15 protein-coding genes are annotated in these 18,405 nt (G+C 47.0%); 4 read left to right on the forward strand and 11 right to left on the reverse strand.

The features are described 5' to 3' along the window. Positions 1-102 precede the first annotated feature (102 nt). Entirely contained in the window at positions 103-1,893 is a 1,791-nt protein-coding gene (locus CXK86_RS13825) for an L-fucose isomerase (RefSeq protein WP_076250370.1), read from the reverse strand. 412 nt (positions 1,894-2,305) lie between these two features. Here CXK86_RS13825 and CXK86_RS13830 point away from each other — a divergent pair, with 412 nt between their 5' ends. Beyond that, positions 2,306-3,322: a LacI family DNA-binding transcriptional regulator gene (locus CXK86_RS13830; RefSeq protein ID WP_076250368.1), complete on the forward strand. Its 1,017-nt coding sequence runs from the start codon at positions 2,306-2,308 to the stop codon at positions 3,320-3,322. Between the two features lie 235 nt (positions 3,323-3,557). Here CXK86_RS13830 and CXK86_RS13835 read toward each other — a convergent pair whose 3' ends face one another. Genes CXK86_RS13835 through CXK86_RS13845 form a run of 3 tightly spaced genes read right to left on the reverse strand, consistent with a single transcriptional unit; the run spans position 3,558 to position 6,245 of the window. Next, entirely contained in the window at positions 3,558-4,451 is an 894-nt protein-coding gene (locus tag CXK86_RS13835; RefSeq protein ID WP_076250366.1) for an NAD-dependent epimerase/dehydratase family protein, read from the reverse strand. 12 nt (positions 4,452-4,463) lie between these two features. After that, positions 4,464-5,234 (reverse strand): SAM-dependent methyltransferase, encoded by a 771-nt coding sequence (locus CXK86_RS13840; RefSeq protein ID WP_083684356.1) that lies wholly within the window; start codon positions 5,232-5,234, stop codon positions 4,464-4,466. Between the two features lie 30 nt (positions 5,235-5,264). After that, positions 5,265-6,245: a Gfo/Idh/MocA family protein gene (locus CXK86_RS13845; RefSeq protein ID WP_076250364.1), complete on the reverse strand. Its 981-nt coding sequence runs from the start codon at positions 6,243-6,245 to the stop codon at positions 5,265-5,267. Between the two features lie 190 nt (positions 6,246-6,435). On the opposite strand from CXK86_RS13845, the gene CXK86_RS13850 reads away from it, so the two are divergent. Together CXK86_RS13850 and CXK86_RS13855 are read left to right on the forward strand one after the other, a co-directional pair. Next, positions 6,436-7,020 (forward strand): bifunctional transcriptional activator/DNA repair enzyme AdaA, encoded by a 585-nt coding sequence (locus tag CXK86_RS13850; protein ID WP_076250362.1) that lies wholly within the window; start codon positions 6,436-6,438, stop codon positions 7,018-7,020. After that, complete coding sequence (locus CXK86_RS13855; RefSeq protein WP_076250360.1) at positions 7,017-7,835, forward strand: SPL family radical SAM protein; 819 nt, start codon at positions 7,017-7,019, stop codon at positions 7,833-7,835. The genes CXK86_RS13850 and CXK86_RS13855 overlap by 4 nt, the downstream gene beginning before the upstream one ends. A 166-nt stretch (positions 7,836-8,001) precedes the next feature. On the opposite strand, the gene CXK86_RS13860 is transcribed toward CXK86_RS13855, so the two are convergent. From CXK86_RS13860 to paiA, 6 genes are all read right to left on the reverse strand, one after another. Next, the gene (locus CXK86_RS13860) at positions 8,002-9,108 is read right to left on the reverse strand and encodes a Gfo/Idh/MocA family protein (RefSeq protein ID WP_047843312.1); all 1,107 of its coding nucleotides are present in this window, start codon (positions 9,106-9,108) and stop codon (positions 8,002-8,004) included. Positions 9,109-9,204: 96 nt separating this feature from the next. After that, positions 9,205-9,930, reverse strand: a complete 726-nt coding sequence (locus CXK86_RS13865) for a ThuA domain-containing protein (protein ID WP_076250357.1) — start codon at positions 9,928-9,930, stop codon at positions 9,205-9,207. Between the two features lie 69 nt (positions 9,931-9,999). After that, complete coding sequence (locus CXK86_RS13870) at positions 10,000-11,172, reverse strand: Gfo/Idh/MocA family protein (RefSeq protein WP_036613779.1); 1,173 nt, start codon at positions 11,170-11,172, stop codon at positions 10,000-10,002. Positions 11,173-11,226: 54 nt separating this feature from the next. Next, positions 11,227-12,276: a LacI family DNA-binding transcriptional regulator gene (locus CXK86_RS13875; protein WP_036613777.1), complete on the reverse strand. Its 1,050-nt coding sequence runs from the start codon at positions 12,274-12,276 to the stop codon at positions 11,227-11,229. 279 nt (positions 12,277-12,555) lie between these two features. Continuing rightward, complete coding sequence (glpX, locus tag CXK86_RS13880) at positions 12,556-13,638, reverse strand: class II fructose-bisphosphatase (RefSeq protein WP_036613775.1); 1,083 nt, start codon at positions 13,636-13,638, stop codon at positions 12,556-12,558. A gap of 690 nt (positions 13,639-14,328) precedes the next feature. After that, positions 14,329-14,847 (reverse strand): spermidine/spermine N(1)-acetyltransferase, encoded by a 519-nt coding sequence (gene paiA, locus CXK86_RS13885; protein ID WP_076250355.1) that lies wholly within the window; start codon positions 14,845-14,847, stop codon positions 14,329-14,331. A gap of 123 nt (positions 14,848-14,970) precedes the next feature. Here paiA and CXK86_RS13890 point away from each other — a divergent pair, with 123 nt between their 5' ends. Continuing rightward, the gene (locus CXK86_RS13890) at positions 14,971-15,615 is read left to right on the forward strand and encodes a YczE/YyaS/YitT family protein (protein ID WP_076250639.1); all 645 of its coding nucleotides are present in this window, start codon (positions 14,971-14,973) and stop codon (positions 15,613-15,615) included. Between the two features lie 82 nt (positions 15,616-15,697). On the opposite strand, the gene CXK86_RS13895 is transcribed toward CXK86_RS13890, so the two are convergent. After that, positions 15,698-18,277 (reverse strand): X2-like carbohydrate binding domain-containing protein, encoded by a 2,580-nt coding sequence (locus CXK86_RS13895; protein ID WP_101313862.1) that lies wholly within the window; start codon positions 18,275-18,277, stop codon positions 15,698-15,700. Positions 18,278-18,405 lie beyond the last annotated feature (128 nt).

Here is an 18,405-nt window from a genome sequence, read left to right on the forward strand (position 1 = left end):
TACGCGATAAGCCGTATTCGAGTTCTGAACACAGTTTTCAAGAGAACGCCATGTTACCTCATTTCACAAGGAACATGGCGTTTGACAGGAATGGAACTTTATTTAACGATACAACGGGCCAAACACACTGCAAGCACGGTAGTCTGCGCCCTCCGGCTCACTTGTGCCGAACAACCCCCATGCACGCGGACGGAAAATTTCCGTTTCAGGTACATTATGCATATTTACCGGAATGCGAAGCATGGAAGCAAGCGTAATCAGATCAGCACCGATGTGTCCATACGAGATGGAGCCATGGTTAGCGCCCCATTGATTCATGACCTCGTATACGGAAGTAAAAGCTCCCGCTCCAGTTAGAACAGGAGCAAACCAGGTGGATGGCCAGGTTGGATCTGTCCGCTGATCCAGCGTATCATGTACATCTTCAGGCAGATCGACCGTGTAACCCTGAGCGATTTGCAGCACTGGTCCCAGTCCTTTGACCAGATTCAGACGTGTCATCGTTACAGGCATGCCGCCTTTGGTCAGGAAATCCGCTGAATAGCCGCCCCCGCGGAAATACTCTACGGATGCCGGTCTCCACGATGTTGCTTTCAGGCAGTCCTGAACTTCCTCATCTGTAATTTCCCAGAATGGCTTGAGTACAGGCTTACCATCTCTGGACTGTTGTCCAGTGCCATCCAAGGCTGCCGAACCAGAGTTGATTAGATGCAGAATGCCGTCCTTTGCGTTTCCTTCCAACTGGTGCCCCGTCACACGCTGTACCGAATCCGGACTCCAATACGTCCGCACATCAGCAAAGATCTGTGCCGTATGCGTCAGCAACGAACCGAATAACATCGATACCCCGTTCAGGCTGTCATTCTCCGTTGCAACCAGATAAGGCGCACGTTTGCCATTCCAGTCAAAGGAAGAGTTTAATATCGACTCCAGAAAATCTCCGTTAGGTGAATGATCCGTCCACTGCCGTTGCCCTTGGAAGCCGGATACAATCGCGTGGTGACCCATCGATTCCTCTGTAAAACCAAGCTCTGCCAATCTTGGGTTGCCCGCCATCAAGTCACGCACGATTTGGGTCATTTTCACAACGGTTTCCCATTCGTACTCTTTGCGTTTGCGATCCGTTTGCAGATGGGCAGCGTTGTTGTCCGGACCTTCGTTACAATTCTCCTTCACCCAGGCCAGTGCGAGCTTATACTCCTCGGGGTCATAGATTTCTTCTTCGATACGACGAGTCAATTCGCTCATATCCACATATTCGTTCCTCATGCCCAGATACTCTTGGAAAAATGAATCGTTCACAATCGAACCTGCAATCCCCATGGATACCGATCCAATGGACAGATACGCTTGCCCTTTCAAGGTCGCGGCTGCAAGACCCGCGCGGCTGAACCGGAGCAATTTCTCACGCACGTCCTCGGGAATTGTTGTATCCCCGCCGTCTTGAACATCCTCTCCATAGATTCCAAAGGCAGGAATCCCCTTCTGTGCATGAGCAGAAAGTACCGCTGCCAGATAGACTGCACCCGGACGTTCAGTCCCGTTAAAACCCCAGATGGCTGTAGGAATGGATGGTGACATATCCATCGTTTCCGTACCATAACACCAGCACGGTGTCACGGTGATCGTTACGCCCACGTTGGAACGGCTGAATAGTTCTGATGCTGCGGCCGCCTCAGCTACTCCGCCAATACAGGTCTCAGCCACAACACACTCCACTGCGGACCCGTCAGGATAACGTAGTTCTGCTGCAAGCAACTCGGCAACAGATGTCGCCATCCGCATCGTTTGTTCTTCCAGTGACTCCCGAACGCCTTTGCGTCTTCCATCAATCGTGGGACGAATACCAATCTTGGGGAAAGCCTGTTTATAACGATAATCCTGATGTGTCATACTGGAATGTCCTCCTTCAATTCGTTTCATAGAATTTGGGTTGAATTGAGAAACCTTCTGTCTGATTCATATGCATTGATTGGAATGAAATAATGAAGGAAATACAACCGATACCCGAATGGTATACAAGAACTGCATACACAGATTGCCAAGAGCCTTATTTTAGTTTGAATGCGTTTACATATTTAAAAAAATAACAATAAACCATTTCATTAATTAGCTATGTATGTAGTTCCTCTATTCAAGAAAATGGAACGTGCATGAGCGAATTCAACGAAATGGTTTATGTAGTAAAGACGTTCAGAACCCTTTAGGGTTATCGGTAACCCTAACATAGCACGAGCCTATCTTGCTGTCAATTGACATTATCCTATAGAATGGTAAGACTAAGTTGCGGAAAGGTTAGATTCTAATGATTACCATTTACGATATTGCCAAAAAAGCCAACGTCTCCGCCATGACGGTCTCCAAGGTCATTAATCATACAGGCCGTATAAGTTCCGCGACACGTGAACGTGTGCAACAGGTGATCGACGAACTGGGTTACATCCCGAACTCCAATGCACGCAGCCTTGTGCTTCAACGAACCCAGATGCTCTCCCTGCTTATTACGGATATTACCAACCCTTTTTATACAACACTGGCGCGTGGTGCTGAAGATGCAGCCCATCTTCGTGGGTACCGTCTTTTATTCGGCAATAGTGACGAGGATTACAAAAAGGAAAAGGATTATGTAGATGCGATTCTGTCTACTCGTGTGGATGGTGTACTCTTTGCCCCAGCGGGAGATCGTTCTCTCCAACATCTGAAACAGCTGCAGGAACGTCACATTCCGTTTGTCTTTCTAGACCGCACCGTACCTGGCATTACGTCAGATATCATTGCTGGAGATAGCCGGGAAGGCGCGATTGCTCTGATCCGATATCTGGTGCAATTGGGCCACCGGCGCATTGCACTGGTCAATGGTTCTTCGGAGGTTTCTACCGCCAGACTGCGGGAGGAAGGTTATATAGCGGGTTTACGAGAGGCCGGAGCTGATATTGATCCCGAGCTTGTGCTTCGAACCGGGTACCGGGATTTCAGTGATGTAGAGGGACTCGATCGACTACTCTCTCAACCAAATCAACCAACAGCCATTTTTGCAGCCAACAACATGCTGGCGATTGGGGTCATTCGGCTTTTGCGCAAACGGGGACTACGTGTACCAGAAGACATTTCTGTTGTGTGTTTCGACGATCTGGATCTGGCTTCTGCCTTCGATCCTTTCCTGACTGTAGCTGCACAGCCAGCATATGAATTTGGGTTTCAGGGCGTACAGATGCTGATTGACCGAATTGAGGGTAAGTCCCCTTCCGAAGCCCAAACCGTCATTCTACCGTCAGAACTGCGCATACGGGCTTCAGCTACTGCTCCACGTAAGCAAAAATAGAGTTAAGCGCGTGAGTTGACTAAATATTATCGTGTAAATGATTAGTCCAACTTATCTGGATTAGGTCCTGTTCAAATTCGAAAAATGTACAACATAAACAGGGTGCACCGGAGATTACGCTCTGGTTGCACCCTGTTTGAAGTTCATTCGCTGAAATAATCCGTCGTTCGAGCCGTTTGGTTCGTCTGTTTCATTCAGACTCGTCGTTTCCTTCAGTTCCATCCGAGCCGATATTCTACCGCTCCGACTGTAATGCAAGAGCGACCTCACGAACGAGTCCCGGGAACCAGTCCATCAGAGCTTCGAACGTATATCCCGCTTGTTCAGCTTTGGTCGTCTCCATCGTCCATGATTGCTCAATTCCGAAGGGTGACATGTCCTCTTTCACCGTTTCCGTGAGGATCTGGGACTGCATGCCCGTGACCGTCTCGATCAGATGTATCATGGCTGACAGCGTAATCGCACCCTTGGAAGCTGCATTCACCGGACCGGTAATGGACGAATGTCCAAGCCAAGCGAGAAATCTTGCCGCTTCTGTGGAATTGATAAATCCAATCTCCGCATCCGGATTTGGCATGCCGATCGGTTTTCCTTTTTGCACATGTTCAATATGAAAATGAAGTCTTCTCGTATAATCATCAATCCCGAGTACAATGGGAATGCGCATCGCCACAACCGGGAAATCCGCTTCCTGGAAAAATACAGCCTCCGCAAGCCGTTTGCCTTCTCCATACGAAAAATCCTCCGCACTCCCATACTGCAATGGATATGTATACGGGTCAAAATCCGTTTCCTTAAATCCAGGTCGGGGATCACCGTATACCGAGAGTGTGGATGTAAGAACGTATCTTTTGGTGCGTCCTGCAAAAGCTTCACATGCCGCTTTCGCCGCATCTGGGGAATAACAGATATTGTCGTACACGACATCCCACATGTCTGTCTGCGCAACCTCTGCCAGAGATTCCGGGTCTTCACGATCCATCTTGATTCGGTTTACTTCGGGTCCGAAGTCAACATCCGTTTTACCACGAGTTGCGACTGTGATCTGAGACTTTCCTTCCCACAACAAGTGATCCACCAGACGTTTACCGAAAAAACGTGTACCCCCAAGTATAAGAACTTTATTCATCCAAAAAACCTCCTATCTTGTTCGATTATGTTTAACAATTTGAAGCATGGTATGAGCATTCCGTTGAAACTCATATGAAGTTGGTTCTTCGGATACCGTACACCCACGTTCTTCGAGTATTAATTTCAACTCATCCATGTGCTTGTAACGTTCGCCAGACAGATCCACTGTTGGAAAAATGCGAACCTCTCGTTTGCTCACACGCAGCAGCTCCATTATGGTTGCAACATGAAAATCAACATCCAATCGATCCGCATAAGTAAACAGGAAATGGGCGGATAACGTCAGATCGAATTGTTCATCGGCAAAGGGTAGATCCGGGAGCACAGACGCCACATAACGGTCAGGAAACATTCTCATATCTGCGATGCAATCTGTGATGGCACGAGTTCGTTCTTCCTTTAACCCCTGGATTGATCCAAATTGATCCCACACATATATCCCTTGCACGGGTTCCATCTGTTTCATCGTATGCTCAATGTCCTGAAATCCCTTTACTTCAAGCTCGTCGATCTCGTATTCGTAGGCAATATCCACGGCCACGGGATCAGCACCCAACTTGCGCACCTGGCTACTGAACGAACATGCTCCACCTGGACAATCCAGAATAGACTTGCCATTAATCTCGTCCACCTTCAGGTTGAACATCTTCATATATTCTTCGAAGGTTCTTCCTATGAAAACGATCTGTTTCAGTTCCAAACCTCCAGAATCATTGGACTGCTGATCTTCTCTACTGTTCTTCTGCACTTCTTTACTGTTGCTCTGCTCATCTCTGCTCATCTCGTCTCAGCTTCCTTTCCTGCGCTTGAATCAATCGTTAGGGAACACAAGCCCAATCTGCTTCCGAATCTGATCCATAACCTGCATCGTCACATAAGAGCGTTCATACGTGTTCATGTCAGACTCCTTTTGGCCCTGCTCAACCAGATTCACGAACTCCTCCACTTCATAATACATCGCCGGATGGTTTTGTTTGACTGTGAGCTGCTCCACCGTACCGTCATTGTAACGTATCTCTGCATGTTCCGGTGAGCCAATCTTGTCAATGATGATGCTGCCAAGCTCACCCATGATTTCGCTTGGTAGATGAGAGTTGGAGATTTTGGAGTATGTAACGACCGCATCCATCCCATCATAGTCCAGCAGCACACTACCTTGTCCATCCACGCCAGATTTCAGCATCATCGCTTGGGATTGAACCCGGTTAGGTTCACCGAACAACGTAATCAATGGATAGAGACAATACACACCGAGATCCATTAACGCCCCATTAGCGAGTTCAGGCTTGAACGCGTTCAGGACAATCCCCTCTTTGTACTTGTCGTAACGCGAAGAATACTGAGAGTATCCTGCTACGTATTTGCGGACAGGACCGATTTTATGCAGGCTCTTCTGCACCATTTTGAACTGGGGAACAAGGGTCGATTTCATCGCTTCCATGAGCAGAACCTCGTGTTCTCGTGCAGTATCGATCATACTCCGAACTTCGGCGCTATTTGCAGCCAGAGGTTTCTCGCACAATACATGTTTACCGTTTCTCAGAAAAAGCTCAGCCTGCTCCGCATGAACCGTATTCGGTGTTGCGATGTAGACTGCATCAATCACATCACTTGCCGCCAACTCTTCCAGATCGGTGAAGCGGTGTTCAACATCATATTTATCTGCGAATGCATTAGCCTTATCTTCAGTTCTTGAATACACGGCGGTTAATTTGAATCCTTCAACCTGTGCTGCGGCTTCAAGAAGCCTTTCTGTAATCCAGTTGGTACCCACTACTCCAAAACGAACCATGCTTACCTACCTCTTTCATCTATAAATTTCATTTGAGATATAAACCACTTCCATTCTGTATATTGTAGCTCATATTTCGTTCAGATTGAAGGAAGGAGCCATATCCCCAAATATTGATATCTTGCTTTTTAAGTTTAAACTTCGTCATTCCCTTGGAATCAGGGGTATAATTAAAGATGAGGTGATCACCGTGGAAAGTCCAGATCAAGATCGCATACTGCCCAAATCTATAGATGAAAAATACTGGCACGCCATCATCCACAACGATAATTCTTATGATGGAACGTTCTTTTACGGTGTGCAGACAACGGGTATCTTTTGCCGACCTTCTTGTAAGTCCAGAGCACCCAAAGCTGAAAATGTGCTGATATTTCAACATGTTGAAGAAGCGTTAGCATTAAAGTTCAGACCCTGCAAACGTTGCAAACCTACAGGAGAGCGGGTACCTGATCAGGAGTGGATATACGGGATCACGGATTACATCGAACATCATTACGCCCAACCTCTAACCTTGGATGTCCTAGCCACTGTAAGTCATGGCAGTCCATATCATCTGCATCGTGTGTTCAAGCGGATTACAGGCCGCACACCGGTTCAATATATTCAGGATAAACGAATTACCGAAGCCCGGAAGTTGCTTGAACATACCGGACTTACCGTCACCGATATTGGCCGCCATGTCGGTATACCTAACTCAGCTTATTTCATTACTGTATTTCGCAAACACACAGGTCTCACACCTGCACACTACCGCGAAAGGCATGAGAACTTATGAAGACAAATCTTACTTACAAAGTACCCAAAACGTTACTCAACAAGGGGACAGGGTTCCTTAATGGCTATACACATACAATGAATCCTTACACAGGCTGCGCCTTCGGTTGTTCTTATTGTTATGTCAGACAGATGCCTGTCTCCCTATTTCGTAAAGAGGATTGGGGAAGCTGGGTGGATGTAAAACAAGAGGCCTCCCGGGTGTTCGCCAAAGAGTTGCAGCGTGCCCAGACCAAAGGGAAAGTCACTCTGTTCATGTCATCCAGTACCGACCCGTATCAACCCGCCGAATACAAGGAGTGTATCACGCGTTCATTGCTTGAAACCATGTTACAGCATCCGCCCGATTTTGTATTAGTCCAGACCCGCAGTCCACTCGTTACCCGGGATATAGATCTGCTACAACAGTTAGGTAACCGGGTTCGGGTCAGCATGACGGTGGAGACGGATCTGGACGATATGCGCAAGCATTTCAGTCCTTCCGCTCCCCCGATTGCAGGCCGATTACGTGCACTGGAACAGTTGCGGGATGCCGGAATACCCACGCAGGTTGCGATTGCTCCCGTATTACCCAGCAGTGAACAGTTTGCTGCCATCTTGAGACCTCTGGTTCAGCGTGTATGCATTGACGATTATTTCATGGGCGATGGCAGCGAGGGCAAGCGAACCCGGCGACTCGGCATGGAGTCGATTTATCAAGAAGTGGGGATGGAGCACTGGTATCATCCAGATGCGTATCAGACTGTGGTTCAGCGGATGAAAAACGTTTTTGCCGAGGATGAGATTTGGATCAGTCAGGCGGGATTTGAGCCTTAATCGGCTATACAAATTGAACTAAAGAATATTTACACTGGTCACTCCGATGACAGAACAACCTTCCGATCGCTGTTATCCCAGATTTTTTTGATTTAATAAAAAACAGCCCCTTTCCTTGTTCGAAGGAAAAGGGCTGTTCGTCATGATATAAAGCATAATGGCTATCTTATTTATCCAATGTATACAATGGCAGGTCCACCGGCAACGCAGCCGGGCGCTGACATGAACTTTTCATCTGGTAGAACGTCTGTTCATCCGATGAATCGTGGAATGCCCACATGGCCTCAAGTACGTGGTATGCCAGTTCCCCACTCGCACGGTGTGCACGTCCACTATGTGCTGCATAGGCCATATCTGCCACACCGATGCCGCGTGTATTTTCCTGATATCCTGGGAGAAGTGGAACTTCCGTCCATTCATGTTCACCTAACAAACGGTAACGAACTGGACCGCCGAAGGTATTGGGATCAGGTACCTGCAATGTACCGTGCGTGCCATATATCTCAATCGGTGGCAATGCACTTCCGCCAAATACGTCAAAACTTGTAATCAGTGTGCCAATGGCTCCCTGTTCAAACTGTAACAGACCGGTAACGTGAGTTGGAATTTCGACGGGAACCGTCTGACCTCTCTTTTTCTCACTCGTAATCGTCCGTTCTTCCATGGCCTTACCTGTCATGCCTGCAATTGACTTGATCGGTCCCATCAGTTGGACCAATGCCGTGAGGTAGTACGGACCCATGTCAAACATTGGCCCACCGCCTGACGCGTAATAAAACTCCGGATCTGGGTGCCAGTGCTCATGACCACGGCTCATCATAAATGCGGTCGCCGCCACCGGCTTGCCGATTACCCCTTCTTCCACCAATTGAAGTGAAGTCTGGATACCTGAACCAAAGAACGTTTCTGGTGCACAGCCCACAAGCAATCCTTTACGCTTCGCTGTTTCGAGCACGGCCTGCCCTTCTTCACGGGTAACCGCGAGCGGTTTTTCTACATAAACATGTTTGCCAGATTCAAGTGCCCGCAAGCATACATCCGCATGAACGGAAGGAATCGTCAGGTTGATGATCAGCTCAATCTCGGGATCAGCCAAGATTTCGTCGACGCTGTATACGTTAGGCACGTTATAGGCTGCTGCCTGCTCCTCGGCACGTTTCCGGTCGAGATCCGCAACAGCAACAAGTTCCAGCACCTCGAACCGGTGACAGTTTTCCATATAAATACCGCTGATTTTACCGCAGCCAATAATGCCTACTTTCATTGTTTTCATACCTGGGGCTCCCTTCGCCGTGGATCAGAAATGGTTTATCCATTGAGGATGAATGGTTAACACTGAAGTTACGTTTGCAATCCAACTACAATCTCATTAGTTCTGGTTGTCCGCCATACCTGTGTACACTTCGGTTGATGCACTTACTCGACTCTTGGCAAGCTCTTTGCCTGCTGCTGTCCATTTGAATCCACTACGCATCATTTCAGTCACGGGTTTCATGTCTACAATGTCTGCATGGTGTCCCAGGGAGTTGTAGAATACCCGCCCTGCGCCCCAGCGTTTCGTCCAGACAACAGGCATATCTACGGGGCCATTCGCTGCATGCGGACCAGTCACCACTGGGAAACGAGTTGTTGCCAGCACTTCCACTGCCGGATCTACGTGCAGGTAGTACTGTTCACTTTTTACCTGAAAATCTTCAATATGATCCAATAACGGGCTAGAGCCGCGCTTCATGTTCACCATATACTCCACACCATCGTTACCTGGATGGGCAACCCATTGTCCACCCGTCATAAACTGCCAATCTACGTTATTTCGGAAGGCATCACACATCCCGCCATGAAGACCAGCCAAGCCCACACCGCTCTGGACAGCCGCTGATACGTTATTGACCAGTTCCTGCTCAATCTGTCCCATCGTCCACAACGGCACGATCAGATCCAGACCCATCAGCTTCTCTGCATCCGCATAAGACTCCAACGTATTCGAGACTTCAACCTCAAACTGCTCTTCCTTCAAAATACGTTCAAAAATCGCTGCTACCTGCTCCGGTTCATGTCCATCCCAGCCGCCCCATACAATCAGTGCTTTACTCATCGTTTATTCACTCGCTTTCGCCTAGTTTTATGTGTTCAACCTTATTTCTGACGTCACTGTCTTGCTTGCTCACATCTCTTCAAGCGTCACCCAGCGCCGTTCTGTTACCGAACGTTCTACTGCTTCCAGTACAGCCTGACAAGCGACCCCGTCGTGGAAACTCGGTGATGGTTGGCGTCCTTCAGAGATCGCTGTCACCAGCTCCAGCATTTCATGGGTGAACGTGTGCTCGAATCCAATCGTATGTCCGGCAGGCCACCAAGCTTCAGCATATTTATGTGCCGGATCGGTTGCCAGTACACGGCGGAATCCCTGTACGTCCTCTTCATCCTTTGTGAAATAGACTTCCAGTTCATTCATCCGTTCAAAATCAAATCGTACACTGCCGAGACTGCCGTTAATCTCAAACGAGTTTGTACTCCGATGCCCCGCTGCAAAACGTGTAGCCTCGAAGCTGCCCAGCGCACCTCCTGCGAATCTTGCCAGGAACAACGTAGCGTCGTCGACGGTCACTTCTCCTTTCGGTGCATCCGCATTCGAACTGCCCTTGGCACTCAGCCCGGTCATCTCTGCTGCAAGTGGTCTTTCTTTGATGAAGGTTTCGCTCATGCCGATGACTTCCTGAAATTCACCAACAAGGAAACGAGCCAGATCGATTAAGTGCGCGCCCAGATCCCCATGGGAACCGGAGCCAGCCACTTCTTTTTGTAAACGCCATACCAGCGGGAACGAAGGATCCATGATCCAGTCCTGCAAGAAAAAAGCACGGAAATGATAGATCTTACCCAGTCGTCCGCTCTCCACCAGATCCTTCGCTAATTGCACCGCTGGTGAGAAACGGTAGTTGAACCCGACCATATGTGCGACTCCAGCATCCTCTGCTGCCTGAAGCATCTCGCGCGAATCCGCAAGCGACAGGGCCAGTGGTTTCTCACAAAACAGATGTTTGCCCTGACGAGCTGCTTCCAACGCAATTTCCTTATGGGCATCACTTGGCGCGTTAATATCAATCAGATCGATATCATCCCGCTTCACTAGTTCACGCCAATCAGTCACACTTTCGGACCAGCCGAACTGATTCGCCGCCTCTTGAACTCCTTGCTCGTTACGTCCACAGATCACAGACATCTCAGGCTGCAACGGAGCAGACGGGAAAAACATCGGCAGACTGCGATAGGCATTACTGTGGGCCTTCCCCATAAACTTGTATCCAACCATTCCGACACGAAGACGATTTGACATGATCATTTCCTCCTTTGGAATAATAAAAAGTCTTTCAATATGTGTACCAATAAACTATTGACGGATAGAAGAAGCACGGATAATCAGTTCGGTAGGCAACAACGCTCTCGCAGATTTGGGTACCGCTACAACAGAGTTATTCGCTTCATGTGTATCACCCACAGACCCATGCATAAGCTTCGATACTGCAAGTTCACCCATCTCAAAAAATGGAACCCTGACGCTGCTCAGCGGCGGAACCGCCATCTCGGCGGCATCGGAGTCGTCATAACCCACAAATGCAGGAAAATCCGCAGGCCCTATTCCCCGCTCACGTAAACCATGCATGACACCAATGGCCATCCGGTCATTGGCCGCAAATACAGCATCAATCTCATGTAGGCGATCTGCTACAATCGCTGCCGCCTCAATGCCACTTCTTCTACTATAATTCCCTTTAAGCAATAGACTCGGCTCCAGCTCCATACCTGCTTCTTGCAGGCCAAGACAAACGCCTTCCATTCGCTCCTGGCTGTTGGAATAGCTGTCTGGACCATTGAGAAAAGCGATTTTGCGATACCCCTGATCCGTAAGATGACGTATGGCAAGTCTGCTTCCTTCCACATGATCCGCATCCACTTCCGTGAACGATTGGCCCTCAAAATGCTGATTCATGACACAGAATGGGTGTCCTTCCTGATGAAGTTGCTGCATGGCCGCCAGTTCTTCATGATCATCTCTGGCACCAAGGATAATGCAGGCATCCACTTTCTGACGCCGGAACAGATCCGTATAATTCATCACTTCACCGGGTGTTCGGAACATAACCAACAGGTCCATGCTATTGTCTCTGGCTTTGCTACCAATCCCACTCAGCATTTCCGAGAAGAAATACGCCGAGAACAGATGCGCCTTCGGAACATAAGGTAATACCACGCCAAGGTTTCCGCTTTTACTTCTGGCAAAACTGCGAGCAAGCGCGCTGGGCACATAGCCTAACTGTTCGGAAGCTTCAAGAACCTTGCGGCGTGTCTCTTCTTTAATAGGACCTACCCCATTAAGCACCCGGGAGACCGTCGCCTCGGAAACACCCGCAAGATCAGCCACTTCTTTACGAGATGCCATGAATTTCACCCCCTTCTAGCTCACCTATTAATGATGTAATAATTAAAAATCGATATTTATGTACGCGCGTACATTTTCTCATGCCATGTAACCGTTGTCAATGCTTTTGACACAAAAAATAATGAGAGCTCGGGTTAATCCAAGCCCTCATTATTATCTTGCCAGAGATGGTACTTTCATTGAATCCGTGCCCTGTAATCTTAGGGGTTCAAGTTACTTATCAACCTTAAATACAACGATTTCAGTTGATCCTGTTTGTTCAATTATGGGGAGTGCAGCTCACAACGTCGTTGTAACGCCAAGATCAACGGAGGATTGACTAAACTCAGCTTGCTCCATCGTTTTCGCATGACTCGGAATGCGATCCGAGGGTTCTGGCGTGGATTGGAGCTGTCTTACTTTGTGCAACACTTCTTTGTTCGGCAGGAAGTGTTGGGAACGAATAAACCGAATTGTTTTGGTTTTGGCACGCATAACTATCGAATCCGTCTCGGCACGATCATCCGCAAGATATCGTACCCCTCCCAAGATCTCACCTGGCGTCACACCCGTTGCGGCAAAAATGACATCCTCCGTGCCGATCATATCCTGCATCGTTAACACTTTGTAGGGATTATCGATCCCCATCTGCAAGCAGCGCTGGAATTCGTCTGCGTTGGCAGGCATCAGACGACCTTGGATCTCACCCCCAAGGCAAGATAGCGCTGCGGCAGCCAGCACACCTTCTGGCGCTCCTCCAGATCCGACATACAGATCAATGCCCGCCTCCGGGAAGGCCGGTGCCATCGCACCCGCAACATCACCGTCACTGAGAAACTTGATCCGTACGCCAACCTTGCGTAGCGTCTTGATGGTACTCTCGTGTCGCACACGATCCAGAATCATCACAGTGAGGTCCGAGATGTTTTTGTTCAATGCAGCAGCGGCTTTCTCCAGTGTGACTTCAACCGGGTCTTCAATGCTGACCTTGCCTACAAGCGCAGGCCCTACCGCCAGTTTCTCCATATACATGTCCGGTGCGTGGAGCAGGTTACCTTTTCCCGCCACTGCAATAACCGATAGAGCGTTGTTTAGTCCTTTGGCCACGATTTCTGTACCTTCGAGCGGGTCTACAGCCACGTCAACCTCAGGCCCCTCAGCGTTGCCTACTTCCTCGCCGATGTACAACATGGGTGCTTCATCCATTTCTCCTTCACCGATTACCACCGTGCCGCGAATGGACACGGAATCGAACATGGCGCGCATGGCCAAAGTAGCCGCTTCATCTGCACTGTTCTTGTCGCCTCGTCCCATCCAGGGTGCTGAAGCTAACGCAGCCAATTCTGTTACTCTGACAATTTCCAACGCCAGTTCGCGTTCCATTTTTCCCACTTCCTTTCCAATTTCCAAAAGCATAACGTGAAAGCGGTACTAAATCCATCGCAAATCCATATGAAATTGATCTATAATCAGCGTAGTAGCGCCTTTTTAACGATTTATAACTTATTTATCCAATTAATATATTGATCGATTTCGCTCCTTTTTTCGGCTGGTTTTAAGAGTCCAATCCACCTGATTTCTCACTTGAAATATTAATTTTAATTTCCATTTTCCGCTCGAAAACTGAATAATTCAACATTGTGAATTAACACGCTGTTTCATGAGCAAAAAGTTCTTTTAACATGAGGTATATACAACTTATATACTGATTATTAAGAACGTAACGCTATCTAACAAACTACGAACGAAAACGATTTTCGGCTGACTGTCCAAACGTAGAAATAAACTAATAAATTGTGTTGATGACCCTTGAGATCAGCCTATTACCTTCACGATTATTGAGCAAAATTATACTGCCAGTTATGTATTAATCAGGCCTTTAACTTTTACTAAAGCCATAGATGCAGCTTATGAAGGTCATCGAAAATAATAAGTTTACATAATATTTATTATGTATTAACATTCGTCGATTTCTTCATTTAATGATTCAACGGTTCTGACAAAACATAAAAAAGCCTGAAAGAATTCTGCTCAATAGCATTTTTCTCCCAAGCTTTTCACTCGATGATCCAGTTACAATATCTTTTTGGTCATTATAAAATCAATCTGTTTCTCATCTCCCATGTAAAAAGCATGGGCTCCTGTCTGTACAAAACCCACCTTTTCATAAAATGCAATGGCATTTTCATTTTTCTCCCACACGCCTAACCAGATATTCGTTTTGTGTTGTTCTGTTGCCATCTCTATGGCTTTATGGAGCAGTACCTTACCCAAGCCATGTTTTTGGAACTCTTTCTTGATGTACACACGCTCGATCTCAAGGGATTCCACACCCATATTCTCCGTCTGAGCATCATTGATATTCACCTTCATGTATCCTGCCACTTTATGGTTGACATAAATAAAAAGAAATTGTGAATCCGCTATGGACAGTTCAGTTTCTAATCGCTCCCGATTAAACGCCTTTTCCAGATAAGCTTTCATATTTTCGGGTGAATTTTGCGCTTTAAACGTTTCATTAAACGTCTCATAACTAATCTCCTGCAGTTCACATACATGTTCAATGGTACATCTCTCTATACGAATCGTCATCTATATTCACATTCCTTTAACAAGTTAATCGTTTGTTGCAAATGCACTAAAAAAGGGTTACATTAAATTTAGCTCAATTTTGTTGTATTTGCAACATAATATCAAAAAAGAGGTTGAATGAATTTGAAATATGTACTTTTTGTCGCAGGTATTCTCATCTTAACACTTGGCATTTCCCTTACCATCCAATCTGAACTGGGCACCTCACCGTTTGATGCGCTTCTGGTAGGGCTGTCACATCATGTAGGGCTTAGTGTAGGAAGCTGGGAGGTCATCATTGCTTTCCTATTAATTGGATGTAATTCGCTTTTGAAGCAGCAAAAACCCGAGTTCCTGGGTCTCGTCACTGCATTCATTACTGGTGTGGGGATTGATATCTGGCTTTATGTATCTGATTCCTTGATCACACCCGAAGTTTGGTACAGCAAATTAATGACTTTTGTCATTGGTTTAGTGATCATAAGTATCGGCACGGCAATTTATTTACAGACCAATTTTGCACCCATTCCGATTGACCGCTTAACATTAATCTTGCATGAAATCACTCAAACACCCTTATTTGTATCGAGAACGTTCATTTACCTTGTATTTTTAATTCTGGCGTTTCTGCTCAGTGGGCCAATCGGGGTTGGAACGTTGATAACCGTATGTTGTGCAGGTGTACTTCTTCAGTTCATTATGGGCCATACGAAAAAGATAATAGATCGCATATTAACAGACGTGGATACGTCGTCACATACTACAAGTGAAAAAGAACATTCCGTCTAATCGGTGTACACCTTCTACACCATAAAAAGGCTGAATCAGAGGTTCAAACCCTGATCCAGCCCATTAAACGTGCTATCTACCTTTACGGCTCAATCCCCCATACCAGCTGACCGTTCACATACCCGGTAACCTTATCATGGTTTGCGAACTGACTACCGGTTGCCTTGAACGAGTAATCGTTAGTCTGAGTGTAATTCGACCAATTATTTTTGGAAAAGCGCGTTTGAATCTCTGCGCTCTGGCCCGCATTCAGTGATCCCGCCGCACTTGTAAAACCCACTTCAAGATAATGATCCGCTCCGGTAACTGGAGTCGCCAGTTTAACGAAATTGCTCGTTACATTCGCACTGCCCATACTGGCCCAGTCGGACCAGAAACTCTGAGCTTCCTCCCCGTCAATTGTATAGTAATACCGAAGTTTTACATCACTTAACGGAATATCCGAATTGCCTGAGTTGACCAATTTGAACTTGGGTGAGACGCCGTTGGTGGATGCACTTGTATTGCCGTTAAAAGATTGAATCGTCAAATCACCCGCTGGCACAGTAACCGTGCTATCTACGACGTTCACCGTTAACACAGCGTTATTTCCTCCATTGAAGTGAAAGGTCAATACGTTCTGGCCCAGCGGTAGTGTAGCAAGATAGGATTTGTTCAGAACAACAGCAGAGCTGGATGCTGTATAATTCTGACCTGATACAAGTGTAACATTCCCCTTTGTGATGCCTGTAAGCTGACGGCCGTTTAAGGTGAGAGATACGGTAATATCCTGTGCTGAATTCGTCGCTTTATCAAATGTTGCATTCACAGGAGAAATCACAGCATTTGTACCCGGTGTTGAATCCACAATTTTGACTTTTAACACAGGGTCCTGACCTTGATTAAAGTCCAGAACAATCGAATGCTCGCCAACTGGCAGGGTTGCCAGATAAGCTTTTTTCAACAGCAATGTGCTTCCGTTCAAGGTATAGTCTGTCGTTGCGGTCAACGCATTGTTACCTGCCCGGAGAGCAGTTAGCGTATTGCCGTTTGCATTCACGGTTACGGTTTTATCGCTTTGATTGGGTGTGTATTTGTCAAATTCGACGTTTCCAGGTGTGATGGATGCACTGGGATTGGGATTGTTAACCTTTAGATTTGGCAGCTCATCCAACGTAATGACATAATCACTTTGATAAAGCGTTTTCAATGTTGCCGGGTAATTAAAAGCAGAACTCATCAGATGCTCGCCATACCAAGGACAGAAGTACAGCCATCCTGATTTCTCCTCTGTAAGATTTTTCACACTTGGAATCGTGTCGTTCTCCGTCATGGCTACCATTTTCGTACCGTTCGTCAACTCAACAAGCTTATAGAAAATCGAGGTAATCGCATCTTCATTCGGTACGCCGGACAAACCGTCATAACGGTTGTAGATCGTATTGTATTTATCATATCCGACAAGATCTACCTGATCATCGCCCGGATACCAGGCAGGAGAAGTGCTGTATACGTAGCTGTTGTAGGTCCAGATCAGATTGTGCAAGCCATACGTCTCGGTCAGTTCGGTATACAGCAGATCCCATAGCTCTTTGTACACTTCTGCGCCTGCCGAAGCCCACCAGAACCATGCACCTTCCCCGTTCAGCCCGCCGTTGCCTTCTGCTTCATGATACGGACGGAAAAGCACTGGCACATCGTTATCTTGCAAAATCAGCAATTGTTCTGCCAGATCCTCGATGGTCATCATCACGTATTGATACTCTTTGGTACCGGGAATTACCGCATTGGCTGTATTAAAATTCGTTTCTGTTGGCTTGTAGGTCGCCTCTTTCCAATCCACAAAGTCCCCAAGCTCATACGTATTGAAATTACGAGGCACATTGATATGCCAGGAAGCTGTTGCAATACCTTCACGGTTATTCACCCAATCAATCATACGATCGGTTGTACCGTCCTCCCAACCATACAACGGATTATAGTTCATCAGATCAAAGCCACGGATTGCCGGATACTTTCCAGTAAGATCATGAATCCACTCGAATTCAAGCTCTGTATCTCCGTCATTCCCTCCTCCGTAGATCTCTTGCTGACCAGAAATAATGTTGTTTCCGTATACCTCCGTTAAATAATTCATCAAAATTTGAGTTTCCGGTGTAGCTTCAGGATCAGTGAGAACTGGCTGCACATTCAGGGGATCCAGATCAGCATGATCCACTGTAAAAGTATCAAAATACGCGAAGCCCCAGCCAGCCTTCAGTTCAATCGTGTTGGCACCCTGATTCAGCTTGTGAAAGCCAAAATCGAAGTCTGACCATGTTGTCGTGTAAGGCAGCATGTACGCCCCTTTCGTAACACCATTTACGATTAAATTTTGTGACCTGCCATCTGCACTGAGCTCCTGCATATATCGTGTGGAGATCGCGTACATGCCGGTTTCCGGGACAGTTACTGTGAAGGTTAATGTGCCAGAGTTCTGCATCCAGACAAATCCGGCCCCTGAGAATCCGGGCTTGGGTTGCCCATAGATTGAAGTAACCACTTGAAGATCCGGGGTGAGCTGCGCATCTTCGCTTTCGATGGTGAACAATGGTGTGTCTGCATGAACGGGCGCTGTCATTAATCCAAGCAGTAGGACCAATGCCAGCATCATTGCGGTTGCCTTTTCGAGCAAATTTTTCATCAATTCCATCTTCCTTCCCAAGTGAAATATGATAATGAAATGTCAATGAACCCATTCATGATGGCGCTTTCATTTTAAACATAGCATGCGCATCAATTTTTGTAAATATATGGTTTATTTAAATGTTT

It is taken from the genome of Paenibacillus sp. BGI2013 (genome assembly GCF_002843485.1).
In the GTDB taxonomy this organism is placed as follows: Bacteria; Bacillota; Bacilli; order Paenibacillales; family Paenibacillaceae; genus Paenibacillus; species Paenibacillus amylolyticus.

Excerpts from the sequence above, each read along its gene's own strand:
- glpX (WP_036613775.1), bottom strand. The coding sequence starts at position 13,638 with ATGGAACGCGAACTGGCGTTGGAAATTGTCAGAGTAACAGAATTGGCT.
- CXK86_RS13840 (WP_083684356.1), bottom strand. The coding sequence starts at position 5,234 with ATGAGCAGAGATGAGCAGAGCAACAGTAAAGAAGTGCAGAAGAACAGT.
- CXK86_RS13830 (WP_076250368.1), top strand. The coding sequence starts at position 2,306 with ATGATTACCATTTACGATATTGCCAAAAAAGCCAACGTCTCCGCCATG.
- CXK86_RS13895 (WP_101313862.1), bottom strand. The coding sequence starts at position 18,277 with ATGAAAAATTTGCTCGAAAAGGCAACCGCAATGATGCTGGCATTGGTC.
- CXK86_RS13865 (WP_076250357.1), bottom strand. The coding sequence starts at position 9,930 with ATGAGTAAAGCACTGATTGTATGGGGCGGCTGGGATGGACATGAACCG.
- CXK86_RS13855 (WP_076250360.1), top strand. The coding sequence starts at position 7,017 with ATGAAGACAAATCTTACTTACAAAGTACCCAAAACGTTACTCAACAAG.
- CXK86_RS13875 (WP_036613777.1), bottom strand. The coding sequence starts at position 12,276 with ATGGCATCTCGTAAAGAAGTGGCTGATCTTGCGGGTGTTTCCGAGGCG.
- CXK86_RS13835 (WP_076250366.1), bottom strand. The coding sequence starts at position 4,451 with ATGAATAAAGTTCTTATACTTGGGGGTACACGTTTTTTCGGTAAACGT.
- CXK86_RS13860 (WP_047843312.1), bottom strand. The coding sequence starts at position 9,108 with ATGAAAACAATGAAAGTAGGCATTATTGGCTGCGGTAAAATCAGCGGT.
- paiA (WP_076250355.1), bottom strand. The coding sequence starts at position 14,847 with ATGACGATTCGTATAGAGAGATGTACCATTGAACATGTATGTGAACTG.
- CXK86_RS13825 (WP_076250370.1), bottom strand. The coding sequence starts at position 1,893 with ATGACACATCAGGATTATCGTTATAAACAGGCTTTCCCCAAGATTGGT.
- CXK86_RS13845 (WP_076250364.1), bottom strand. The coding sequence starts at position 6,245 with ATGGTTCGTTTTGGAGTAGTGGGTACCAACTGGATTACAGAAAGGCTT.
- CXK86_RS13870 (WP_036613779.1), bottom strand. The coding sequence starts at position 11,172 with ATGTCAAATCGTCTTCGTGTCGGAATGGTTGGATACAAGTTTATGGGG.